This window comes from Mycolicibacterium psychrotolerans (assembly GCF_010729305.1).
Taxonomy (GTDB): Bacteria; Actinomycetota; Actinomycetes; order Mycobacteriales; family Mycobacteriaceae; genus Mycobacterium; species Mycobacterium psychrotolerans.
Genome location: NZ_AP022574.1, coordinates 2781005 through 2794192, shown reverse-complemented (window position 1 = coordinate 2794192; position 13188 = coordinate 2781005). Strand labels below are relative to the sequence as shown.

At 65.7% G+C, this 13188-nt stretch carries 2 protein-coding genes (1 of these 2 running past the window's edge); both read left to right on the top strand.

Annotation, left to right across the window (positions count from 1 at the left end):
* Nucleotides 1-168 precede the first annotated feature (168 nt).
* On the top strand, nt 169-6468 hold the full coding sequence (gene pks2, locus G6N45_RS13630; protein WP_163722803.1) for a sulfolipid-1 biosynthesis phthioceranic/hydroxyphthioceranic acid synthase: 6300 nt from the start codon (nt 169-171) through the stop codon (nt 6466-6468).
* Nucleotides 6458-13188: the beginning of a non-ribosomal peptide synthetase gene (locus tag G6N45_RS13625; RefSeq protein ID WP_163722802.1), read on the top strand. The gene runs 9856 nt beyond the window's last position; only the first 6731 of its 16587 coding nucleotides appear in the window; the start codon lies at nt 6458-6460; its stop codon lies off the right edge, out of view. The genes pks2 and G6N45_RS13625 overlap by 11 nt, the downstream gene beginning before the upstream one ends.

Here is a 13188-nt window from a genome sequence, read left to right as displayed (position 1 = left end):
GGCGGTCGGATGGAGCTTGATCACCGGGCACTTCCGATACGACGACTAGGTAAAAGGAATGCGCAGGAAACCTGCCCATCCGGTGCGGAGTGGCAGCCTCTTCCGCACGAACAAATAAAAACCGCTGGCGCTTGCTGCAACCACCAGTTGAAAAAAGGCTGAACGGCCGTGGGTAACGCAGGTGCCACTCCCATTGCCGTTCTGGGCATGGCCTGTCGGCTTCCCGGGGGCATCGACTCTCCCGAGCGGTTGTGGGAGGCGCTGCTGCGCGGCGACGACCTCATCACCGAGATTCCGCCCGACCGGTGGGACGGCGACGAGTACTACGACCCCCAGCCTGGAGTGCCGGGTCGGTCGGTGTCCAAGTGGGGTGGGTTCCTCGATGACGTCGCCGGCTTCGATCCCGAGTTCTTCGGGATCACCGAGCGCGAGGCCACCGCGATGGACCCGCAGCACCGCCTGTTGCTTGAGACCTCCTGGGAAGCGATGGAACACGCCGGGTTGACCCGCGAAGCGTTAGCAGACTCGCTGACCGGGGTTTTCGTGGGCTTGACGCACGGCGACTACCAATTGTTGGCCGCCGATGCGCATGCGGTGGAGGCGCCGTATGGCTTCACCGGCAACAGCTTCAGCTTGGCGTCCGGGAGGATCGCCTACGTCCTTGGGGTCCACGGTCCTGCACTGACCGTCGACACCGCGTGTTCGTCTGGTCTCTCCGCGGTGCACATCGCCTGTCGCAGCCTGATCGAGCGCGAGAGCGATCTCGCGCTGGCGGGCGGCGCCTCCGTGATCCTGGATCCGCGGAAGTATGTCGCGGGCTCGGCGGAGGGCATGCTGTCCCCCACCGGACGATGCCACGCGTTCGACGTTGCGGCAGACGGCTTTGTGTCCTCCGAAGGCTGCGTCGTGGTGTTACTCAAGCGATTGCCCGATGCGCTGCGCGACCGCGATCGGATTCTGGCCGTGATTCGCGGCACCGCCGCCAACGCGGACGGCCACACCGTGAACATCGCCACGCCGTCAGTGACAGCCCAAACGGCGGTGTATCGGGCGGCGTTGGCCGCAGCGGGTGTCGATGCCCGCAGCGTCGGGATGGTCGAGGCACACGGCCCCGGCACCCAGGTCGGTGACCCGATCGAATACGCCAGCCTGGCCAACGTCTATGGCATCGAGGGCCCCTGCGCGCTGGGCACGGTGAAAACCAATCTCGGGCATGCCCAGTCGGCCGCCGGAACGCTAGGCCTCATGAAGGCGATCCTGGCCCTGCAGCACGGTGCGGTTCCCCAGAACCTGCACTTCACGCGACTGCGCGATGAGATGGCCGAAATAGAAACCAAACTCTTTGTCCCACAGGAAATCACACCATGGCCCACCACCGGCGATGAGGCCCGCCGTGCAGCTGTCTCGTCGTATGGGCTCTCGGGGACCAACGTCCACGCCATCGTGGAAGCTGCGCCGGCACCCCAGGCTTCCGAAGTCTTCGCCGAAGAGGACATCGCAGAGTCAACGACGGCACCCCTGCTGTTCCCGCTGTCGTCCACGTCGGCCGACGAGCTGCGCCGCACCGCCGGCCGGCTGGCCGACTGGGTGGCGGCACATAAAGACGTCGCGTTGCTGGACTTGGCCTACACCCTGGCGCGTCGGCGCGTGCACCGCCCGGTACGCACCGCCGTCATCGCGAGCAGCCGGCCGGAACTCGACAAGGCGTTGCGCGAGGTCGCCGACGGCGATACGCCGTATGATCCCGTGGTCGGGCAGAACGACCGCGGACCGGTGTTGGTGTTCTCTGGACAGGGTTCGCAATGGGCTCAGATGGGTGCTGAGCTGCTGGCGACCGAACCGGCGTTCGCCGCCGCCGTCGCGGAGGCAGAGCCTCTGATCGCCCGCGAGGCCGGCTTCTCGGTGACCGAGGCGATGACCGGGCCGCAGACGGTGACCGGTATTGACCGCGTGCAGCCCACCCTGTTCACCATGCAGGTCGCGCTGGCCGCTGCTATCCGTTCCTATGGCGTGCGGCCGGGCGCGGTCATCGGGCATTCCCTGGGCGAGGTCGCGGCCGCCGTCGTCACCGGAGCCCTTTCGCTGGAAGACGGCGTGCGCGTCATCTGCCGACGCTCACTACTGATGTCCCGCATCGCGGGCGCCGGCGCCATGGCATCGGTGGAACTGCCTGCCAAGCAAGTGCTTTCAGAGCTTATGAGTCGCGGTGTCGACGACGCGGTGGTGGCTGTGGTGGCCTCGCCGCAGTCCACGGTGATCGGCGGCGCCACCCAAACGGTCCGCGACCTGGTCGCGGCATGGGAGCAGCGTGACGTGATGGCCCGCGAGATCGCGGTCGACGTCGCCTCACACTCGCCCCAGGTCGATCCGATTCTCGACGAACTCAGCGACGTTCTCGCAGAGTTGCGTCCGACGACACCGGAGGTTCCGTTCTTCTCGGCGACGCAGTACGACCCGCGAGAGCAGCCGAGGTGTGATGCCGCGTATTGGGTGCAGAATCTACGCCAGATGGTGCGGTTCGCCCCGGCAATGCAGGCCGCGTTGGAGGAGGGCTACCGGGTCGTCGCGGAGCTCTCGCCGCACCCGTTGCTGACGCACGCGGTCGAACAGACCGCCCGCAGTCTCGACATGCCGCTGGCCGCACTTTCGCCCATGCGCCGCGAACAGGCTCTGCCATACGGACTGCTCGGCTTTGTCGGGGATCTGCACAATGCGGGGGCCGCGGTCGACTTCTCCGTGCTCTACCCGAACGGACGACTGGTGGATGCGCCGCTGCCGACGTGGACTCACCGTCAGCTGTTGTGGAGCCGCGGTGATCAGCAATCCCCAACACACGGCGGTCGCACCGTTTCAGTACATCCGCTGCTCGGCGAGCATGTGCGCTTACACGAAGAACCGGAGCGCCATGTCTGGCAGGCCGAGGTCGGCACCGGCGCCCAGCTATGGTTGGGCGATCACCGGGTGCGCAATGTGGCTGTGCTTCCGGGGGCGGCTTACTGCGAAATGGCGCTTGCGGCGGCAATTGCCGTTTTGGGCGACGCTTCCGAGGTCTGTGATATCCGATTCGAGCAGGCGCTGCTGCTCGATGACCAGACCGCCGTCCGCGCGTCGGCGGCGTTGTCGTCACCGGGTGTCGTCGACTTCACCGTGGAGACCAACCAAGGGGGCGAACTAGCGCGCCACGCCACCGCCGTCCTCGGTGCCGCGGAAGACGAGCAGCCCCCCGCCCACGATATATCCGCGCTGCTCGCCGAACATCCGAGTCGCATGGACGGCATGGAGGTGCGCATCCGCCTTGACCAGCGTGGTGTTCAGTACGGACCGGCCTTCACCGGTCTCGAGGCGGCCTACACCGGCGAGCAGGCAACCGACACGGTGCTGGTGGAAGTCGCGCTACCGCGCGAAATCCGCTCGCAACAAGATGCATACGGCGTGCACCCGGCGTTGCTGGACGCGTGTTTCCAGTCCGTGGCCGCTCATCCGGACGTCCATGCCCTTGGCGAGGATGTGCTGGCATTCCCGTTGGGTATTCGGCGACTTCGCGCCTACGGTGATGTCCGCGGCGCCCGCTATTGCTACACACGCGTGGCGAAAGCCGACCGTTCCGGGGTCGAGTCGGACCTCGACGTCCTCGACGAGCACGGGGTAGTCCTGCTCACCGTGCGGGGGCTGCGATTGGGCACCGGGGCATCCGAGGAGGGCAACAACGATCGGGTGCTGGCCAAGCGGTTGCTGACCATTGAGTGGCAGCAACGCGAGTTGCCCGAGGTGGAGCGCGCCGATGCCGGAACCTGGCTGCTGATCAGCACCACCGCGAACGACCTGGTGGCCGACTCGTTGACCGACGCCCTGAAAAGCAATGGCGCGCAGTGTGTCGCCATGTACTGGCCCCCGACCGCCGACCATACGTCGAACTCGCAACAGTTCAGAAGTCATCTGCGCGCGGGTGGATTCGTCGGCGTGGTGATCCTCACCGGAGTTACAACCGGCGACGCCGATGATCGGTCCCCGCTGCTGGGCCTCGAGAACGTGCAGCATCTGGTGCGTATCACCCGCGAATTGCCGGAGATTCCAGGCGAACTCCCACGCCTGTACGTCGCGACAACCAACGCTCAGACCATAGTCGCCGGTGATGTGGCCAATCTGGAGCAGGCCGGACTGCGGGGTTTGATGCGGGTGATCGGCACCGAGCACCCGCAATTGCGCGCCACCCAGATCGATGTGGATGAAGCCACCGATGCCGGGCAGCTGGCGCAGCAGCTGCTCGGCGGTTCAGAGGAGGACGAGACGGCCTGGCGAAACGGCGCGTGGTATGTCGCGCGGTTGTCCCCGACTCCGCTGCGCCCCGAGGATCGGAAAATTGCCATCGTCAGCCAAGAGTGCGACGGGATGCGACTGCAGATCCGCACACCCGGTGACCTCGAGACGATGGAACTCGTTGCCTGCGAACGGGTCCCGCCGGAACGGGGACAAATTGAGGTCGCGGTCGGCGCGTCAAGCATCAATTTCGCCGACGTGCTCGTCGCGTTCGGCCGGTACCCGGCGTTCGAGGGGCGGCTGCCGCAACTGGGCACCGACTTCGCCGGGGTCGTGACTGCGGTCGGGCCGGACGTAACCGAACACAAGGTGGGTGATCGTGTGGGCGGTGTGTGCGCCGACGGCTGTTGGGGCACCTTCATCACCTGCGACGCACGCCGCACCGTCACGTTGCCTGCCGGCCTCACCGACGAGCAAACGGCAGCGGTGACCACGGCACACGCCACTGCCTGGTACGGCCTCCAGGAACTCGCCCGCATCGCCACTGGCGACAAGGTGTTGATCCATTCCGCAACCGGGGGGGTGGGGCAGGCGGCCGTCGCCATCGGCCGCGCCGCCGGAGCCGAGATCTTCGCAACGGCGGGCAGCGAACAGCGTCGACAACTGTTACGCGACAAGGGCATCAGGCATGTGTACGACTCGCGAAGCCTGGAGTTTGCCGATGCGATACGCCGTGACACCGACGGGTACGGCGTGGACGTGGTGCTCAACTCGGTCACCGGGGCCGCACAGCGCGCAGGCCTCGAATTGCTGGCGCTCGGTGGACGATTCATCGAGATAGGCAAGCGCGACATTTACGGTGACACACGGTTGGGACTCTTTCCATTCCGGCGCAACCTGTCGTTCTACGCCGTCGACCTGGGATTGCTGTCATACGGGGATCCGAACCGGTTCCGAGACTTGGTGAACACCGTGTATCGCCTCACCGCAGACGGCGTGCTGTCGCTACCCGAGATCACGCGCTTCCCGCTCGCTGAAGCCGCCAACGCCATTCGAATGATGAGTGCCGCGCAGCACACGGGCAAACTCGTGCTCGACATTCCGCGTACCGGCCGAAGTCGAGTGCCGGTGCCGCCGGCGCAGGTCCCGGTCTTCCACCGCGACGGCGCCTACCTCATTACGGGCGGACTGGGCGGCCTGGGTCTATTCTTGGCCGAGAGGATGGCAACAGCCGGCTGCGGGCGCATCGTGCTGTCGTCTCGGTCACAGCCGTCGGTGAAGGCGCTGGAGGCTATCGAGCGCATGCGCGCGGCCGGCGCCGATGTCGTAGTGGAGTGCGGTGACATAGCCCAAGACCTGACCGCGCAACGGCTGGTGGCCACTGCGACCGCGACCGGATTTCCTGTCCGCGGAGTGCTGCACGCGGCGGCGGTGGTCGAGGACGCGACACTGACCACCATCAATGATGAGCTGGTCGAACGTGACTGGGCACCGAAAGTCTTCGGCGCATGGAATCTGCATACGGCTACCGCCGACCAGCCGTTGGATTGGTTCTGCTCGTTCTCGTCGGCGGCCGCGTTGGTGGGCTCACCCGGACAGGGCGCCTACGCCGCGGCGAACAGCTGGCTGGACGCGTTCACCCACTGGCGGCGGGTCCAGGGCCTCCCCGCTACCGCGATCGCCTGGGGTGCTTGGGCGCAAGTCGGGCGGGCCGCCGCGGTGGCAGAAAGTGCGGGCGTCGCCATCGCACCCGAGGAGGGTGCCTATGCCTTCGAAGCGCTGCTACGCCACGACCGCGTCTACACCGGCTATGCACCGATCACGGGCACACCGTGGTTGACAAGGTTCGCCGAGCACAGCCCCTTCGCCGCCGCCTTCCGCTCCTCCGGTGAAAATGTCTCGGCCACAAGCGAACTGCGTGCCGAGCTCGACGAGCTACCCCCGGACGAGCGGCCGGCGCGACTGCGCCGACTGATCTCGGATCAGACCAATCTGATTCTGCGCCGCAGTGTCGATCCCGACCGGCCGCTCTCCGGTTACGGCTTGGACTCACTGGGTGCCCTCGAACTGCGTACCCGCATCGAAGCCGAAACGGGAATACGGATCGCGTCCACCGACATCGCCACCGTTACCATTCGCGATCTGGCGGTGCTTCTGTGCGAGAAGTTGGCGCCTGCTGAGGCTACCGAGAGCCGGTCCGATGGCGCTTGATGGACGGACGCTGCCGCTGACGCGTGCACAGCTGGATGTTTGGCTTGCACACGAAACGGGTTGTTATGGCACAGGCTGGCAACTCGGTCTGTTTGTGAGAATCGAAGGTCCAGTACAACGTGATCCCCTTGAGTGGGCGATCCGTCGAGTGATACGAGAAGCCGAACCGGTCAGGGCTGGTTTCTTCCAAGAGTACGGCCAGGTCGTCCAGCGGGCAATCGACTACGAGCATGTTGAGCTTACGTTTCACGACCTGAGCAGTTCGCATGATCCCGTGGAGGAAGCTTACGAGATAGCGTCATCAATACAACGCACACCGATGGCGTTCAGCGGACCGCTGTTCAAGTTCGCGCTGTTTCGGACGCGGCCTTACGAGTTCTACTGGTTCACCTGCTGTCATCACATCATCGTCGACGGATTCGGCCTTGCGCTGGTTGGCCATCGGATCGCTGCCGTCTACTCCGCCGTTGTTTCTGGCAGACCCATCCCTCCTGCGATGTTCGGATCGTTGCAGGATCTGGTGAGCACAGAACTGGCTTACGAGACGTCGCCCGAATACCTGGAGGATCAAAGCTACTGGACTACGAACCTGCCGTCGGAAAAGGAAAGCCAGAATCAGTTCCCGGAGGCCACGGGCGAGCGCGATCCGTATCGACCGTCGACACCCGTTCTGTTGGACCGTGTAGTGCTTCGCAGAGTTCAAGCGTTGGCCCAACTGTGGGAAATGCCTCACACGTCGATCATCAGCGCGGCGTGCGCGCTCCTGGTGCGGGGTTGTTGCGCTGAGGGGTCAGAGGTCGTACTCGACTTCCCCGTCAGCCGGCGCGTAAGCCACGAATCGAAGACCGCCCCCGGGATGGTTTCCGGTGTGGTGCCGCTGATCTTGACGGTGTCGCCGGAGTTGACGGTCGCCGAATTCTGTGCACACGTCCACGCGAGGGTGCGAGAAGCCCTGCAGCACCAACGGTTTCCGGTGCAATCGCTAGAGCGTCAGGCGCACGGTCGTGGCCAGGGTCAGATACCCGACAGGGTGTGCGTCAATTTCATTCCGTCGATATTCACTCTGGACTTCGGGGGTGTCCCCGCATCGGCGTCATACACCAATTCTGGACAGGTGCGTGGCTTCGGGATGTTCTTCTCCGGAGTTGGTGAGGACCTCTATCTCAGCACGGCGGGACCCGGCCAGCCGTTTCCGAATCTGGACGTCTCCGTTTTGGCGGGACAGTTGCGGCGCGTGTTGGGAGCAATGACTGCCAATCCGACGCGGCGGTTGTTGTCGATCGATTTGCTCGATGATGGGGAGCACGCCCAGCTGGATGGGTTGGGTAATCGGGCGGTGTTGTCCCGGCCGGCTTCCGCTGCGGTGTCGGTTCCGGTGGTGTTTGGCGTGCAGGCGGCGCGTACGCCCGAGGCGGTGGCGGTGACTTTCGAGGGCCGCTCGCTGACGTATCGGGAGCTTGATGAGGCGTCGAATCGGTTGGCGCATCTGCTGTCTGATCATGGGGCGGGTGCGGGTCAGTGTGTAGCGCTGATGTTTGCGCGGTGCCTCGAGGCGATCGTGGCGATTGTGGCGGTGCTCAAGACGGGGGCGGCGTATCTGCCGATTGACCCGGCGGTGCCCGATGCGCGGATCGGATTCATGGTTGCCGATGCGGGGCCGGTCGTTGCGGTCACCACCGCAGCGCTGCGATCGCGATTGGACGGCGGGGATCTGACCGTCATCGACGTCGATGACTGTGCTGTGAAGGATTGCCCGTGCACGCCGCTTCCGGCACCGTCTGCCGATGATCTTGCCCATGTCATGTACACCTCGGGTACGACCGGTGTGCCCAAGGGTGTGGCGGTCACCCATCACAACGTGACCCGGCTTTTTGACGGGCTTGATGTCGGTGTGAAGCCGGCTCCGGGACAGGTGTGGACGCAGTGTCATTCGTATGCGTTCGACTTTTCGGTGTGGGAGATCTGGGGGGCGTTGCTGCATGGTGGGCGGCTGGTGGTGGTGCCGGAGTCGGTGGCGGGCTCGCCGGAGGACTTTCACTCCTTGCTGGTGGCTGAACACGTCAGTGTGTTGAGTCAGACTCCGTCGGCGGTGACGGCGTTGTCGCCGCAGGGGTTGGAGTCGGTGGCGCTGGTGGTGGGCGGTGAGGCGTGTCCGGCCGAGGTGATGGATCGGTGGGCGCCGGGGCGGGTGATGATCAATGGCTACGGCCCGACCGAAACGGCGGTGTACGCCACGATCAGCGCGCCGTTGACGGCGGGATCGGGGGTGGTGCCGATCGGTTTTCCGGTGCCGGGGGCGGCGCTGTTTGTCCTCGACGGGTGGCTGCGGCCGGTGTCGGCCGGAGTGGTCGGTGAACTCTATGTAGCCGGCAGCGGTGTCGGTGCCGGATATCTCGGCCGCGCCGGGCTCACCGCGTCGCGGTTTGTGGCGTGTCCGTTCGGGGCGCCGGGGGCGCGGATGTATCGCACCGGGGATCTGGTGCGCTGGGGTGCCGACGGGCAGCTGCTGTATCTGGGGCGCGCCGACGAGCAGGTCAAGATCCGTGGGTATCGGATCGAGCTCGGGGAGATCCGTACCGCGCTGGCGGCCGTCGACGGGGTTGGTCAGGCGGTGGTGATTGCTCGCCAGGATCGTCCCGGCGACAAGCGTTTGGTCGGATATGTCACCGAAACCCGACCCGGCGCAGTTGATCCCGCTGTGGTGCGGATGCAGCTGGCCCAGCGGTTGCCGGCCTATATGGTGCCGGCGGCGGTGGTGGTGATCGATGCGGCGCCGTTGACGGTCAACGGCAAGCTCGACACCCGGGCCCTGCCGGCACCCGAATACACCGACACCGATCGTTACCGCGCTCCCACCAACGCGGTCGAAGAGGTCCTGTCGGGCATCTATGCCCGGGTTCTCGGACTGGACCGGGTCGGGGTCGACGACTCCTTCTTCGACCTGGGCGGCGACAGCATGTCGGCGATGCGAGTGGTCGCCACGATCAACACCGATCTGGACGCCGACCTTTCGGTGCGCGCACTGTTCGACGCGCCGACGGTGGCTCAACTAGCGCGCCACATCGGCGGGGAGGGTGGGGGGCGACAACCGTTGGTCGCCGGTGCGCGGCCTGCGGTGATTCCGCTGTCGTTCGCACAACGCCGGTTGTGGTTCCTCGACCAATTACAGGGCCCCTCACCGGTCTACAACATGGCGGTGGCGCTGCGACTGAGCGGGCACCTTGATCCCGACGCGCTCGGGGCGGCCATGGCTGACGTGGTAAGCCGCCACGAGAGCCTGCGCACGATATTCCCGGCGGTGGAAGGGATACCGCAGCAGCTGGTCGTTCCCGCCGATCAGGTCGACTTCGGCTGGCAGGTCCTCGACACCACGGGATCGTCGGCGAGCCGGCTGGGTGAGACGATCGACACCGCCGCGCACCATGCGTTTGATTTGGCGACCGAAATCCCGCTCAGGGCGACACTTTTGCGCGTCAGCGATGACGAGCACGTTTTAGTGGCCGCGGTGCACCATATCGCTGCCGATGGTTGGTCGATCACTCCACTGGTGGCTGATCTGAATGCGGCCTATGCCGCCCGATGTGCGCGACAGGCACCTGACTGGGCTCCATTGCCCGTGCAGTACGTGGATTACACGTTGTGGCAGCGAGCACGGTTCGGCGATCTCGACGACAGCAACAGCCCGATCGCCGCGCAGCTGGCCTACTGGCAAACCGCCCTGGCCGGGCTGCCCGAACGCCTGCAGCTGCCCACCGACCGGCCCTATCCCCCGGTGGCCGATCAGCGCGGTGGCAGTGTCGCCGTGGACTGGCCGGCCGAGTTGCAGCAACAAGTCCGCAAGACCGCCCGCGAATACAACGCGACCAGCTTCATGGTGGTCCAGGCCGCCCTGGCGGTGCTGCTGGCCAAAACCAGCGCCAGCGCTGATGTGGCGGTGGGATTTCCCATCGCCGGGCGCAGCGACCGGGCACTCGATCAACTGGTCGGGTTCTTCGTCAACATGCTGGTATTGCGGGTGGACCTGGCCGGTGATCCCACCGTCGCCGAGGTGCTGGCCCAGGTACGCCGGCGAAGCCTCGCCGCCTACGAGCACCAAGACGTGCCCTTCGAAGTGCTCGTCGACCGACTCAACCCCACCCGAAGTCTGACCCACCACCCACTGGTTCAGGTGTTGTTGGGCTGGCAGAACTTCGTTGAGTACGACAACAATGACCCCGCTGCGTTGGTGTTGGGCGATCTGCAGGTCGCTCAGATACCGATCGATACCCGCACCGCCCGTGTGGATCTGGCGTTCTCGTTGGCCGAACGCTGGAGCGAGGCCGGTGAGCCGGCCGGCATCGTCGGGAACGTGGAGTTCCGCAGCGACGTGTTCGACGAAGCCAGTGTGCGCGCCCTGGTCGAGCGGCTCCAGCGGGTATTGACTGCCATGATCGCGGACCCGGATGCGCGCCTGTCATCGATGGATTTGCTCGATGCCGGTGAACATGCGCTGCTGGATCAGATGGGTAACCGCGCGGTGTTGACTCGCCCCGCGGCTCCGCTGTCAATTCCGGTGGTGTTCGCGGAACAGGTGGTACGCGCTCCAGATGCGGTGGGGATCAACTGTGGTGAGCGTTCGTGGACATACCGGGAACTCGATGACGCGTCCAATCGGTTGGCGCACAAGCTCGCCGACCATGGTGCGGGTCCGGGACAGTGTGTGGCGCTGCTGTTCACCAGGTGCGCAGAGGCCATCGTCGCAATCCTGGCAGTGCTCAAGACCGGGGCGGCCTACCTGCCGATCGACCCCGCGCACCCGCCCGCTCGGATCAAATTCATGATCGCCGATTCCGCGCCGGTCGCCGCCCTCACCACCGCTGGGCTGGCCCGCCGGCTGGACGGATGCGAGCTGCCGATTGTGGATGTGAACGACCCCCGTCTCGACGGCCAACCGAGCACAGCATTGCCGAAACCCGCAGCCGACGACATCGCCCACATCATCTACACGTCGGGGACCACCGGCGTGCCCAAGGGCGTGGCAGTCACCCACTACAACGTGGTTCAACTTTTCGAGGCATTGGATGTGGGCTTCGCGCTGTCGCCGGGACAGGTATGGACGCAATTCCATTCCTATGCGTTCGACTTCTCGGTGTGGGAGATCTGGGGCGCGTTGTTGTTTGGCGGGCGGCTGGTGGTGGTCCCCGACGCGACAGCCCGGTCACCGGAGGACTTCCACGCCTTATTGGTACGCGAACAGGTCAGCGTGCTGACCCAGACCCCGTCGGCGGTGCGAGGGTTATCGCCCGAGGGTTTGGGATCGGCGGCGCTGGTGATCGGCGCTGAACCCTGCCCGCCCGAACTGGTGGATCGGTGGGCGCCCCGGCGGGTGATGGTCAACGTCTACGGCCCGACTGAGACGACTATGTGGGTATCCAAGACCGCGCCTCTGAGGTCGGGGCCGGGTACGCCGCCGATCGGCTCGCCCATACCCGGGGCGGCTTTCTTCGTGCTAGATGGGTGGTTGCGGTCGGTGCCTGCCGGGGTGGTCGGTGAGTTGTATCTGGCAGGCCGCGGCGTAGGCATCGGGTATTGGCGCCGAGCGGGGTTGACTGCGTCGCGGTTTGTGGCGTGTCCGTTCGGGGCGCCCGGGGCGCGGATGTATCGCACCGGGGATCTGGTGTGTTGGCGCCCGGATGGGCAGTTGCAGTACTTGGGGCGTGCCGATGATCAGGTCAAGATCCGCGGCTATCGGATCGAGCTCGGTGAGATCCAGAGTGCGCTCGCCGATGTGGACGGCGTCGATCAGGCGGTAGCGATTGCTCGCGAGGATCGCCCCGGCGACAAACGCCTCGTCGGCTACATCACCGGGAACGCAGATCCGGCCGCTGTCCGCGCGGCACTGGCTGATCGGTTGCCGCCGTACATGGTGCCGGCCGCGGTCGTGGTGATCGACGCGTTGCCCGTGACGGTCAACGGCAAGCTCGACACCCGCGCCCTACCGGCACCGGAATACCAGGGCGGCGATCGTTACCGGGCGCCGAGTTCCGCGGTGGAAGACATCCTGGCCGGCATCTACGCCCAGGTCCTGGGAGTCGAGCGGGTCGGGATCGACGACTCGTTCTTCGAACTGGGCGGGGACAGTATCTCGTCGATGCAGGTGGTGGCCCGCGCCCGGGCCGCCGGCCTGACATGTCGTCCGCGCGACGTCTTCGTCGAGCAGACCGTGGCCCGACTGGCCCGGGTCGCCGAGGTGTCGGGCGGCGAAGATTCGGCGGTGGTCGATGATGGGCTCGGACCGGTGGTGGCCACCCCGATCATGCGCTGGCTGCACGACATGGACGGACCCGTCGAGCAGCTCAACCAAACGATGGTGGTGCAAGCCGCCACTGGCGTCACCCGCGCCGATGTCATGGTCGTGCTACAGGCATTGTTGGATCGGCACGCCATGCTGCGACTGCGCGCGGGCGACGACGGCGCCGAATGGTCTTTGATGGTGCGCGAGCCCGGATCGGTTGATGCCGACGCGTGTGTGCACGCCGTCGACGCGCTGACCGATGAGGCGTTGGTGGCGGCGCGGTCGCGGTTGAACCCCGCCGCCGGGGTGATGCTGACTGCATTGTGGGCCGGTGACACCAGCCGGTTGGTGTTGATAATTCATCATCTGGCCGTTGATGGGGTGTCGTGGCGGATCCTGTTGGAAGACATCAACATCGCGTGGTCTCAGCATCGCAACGGCCAGCC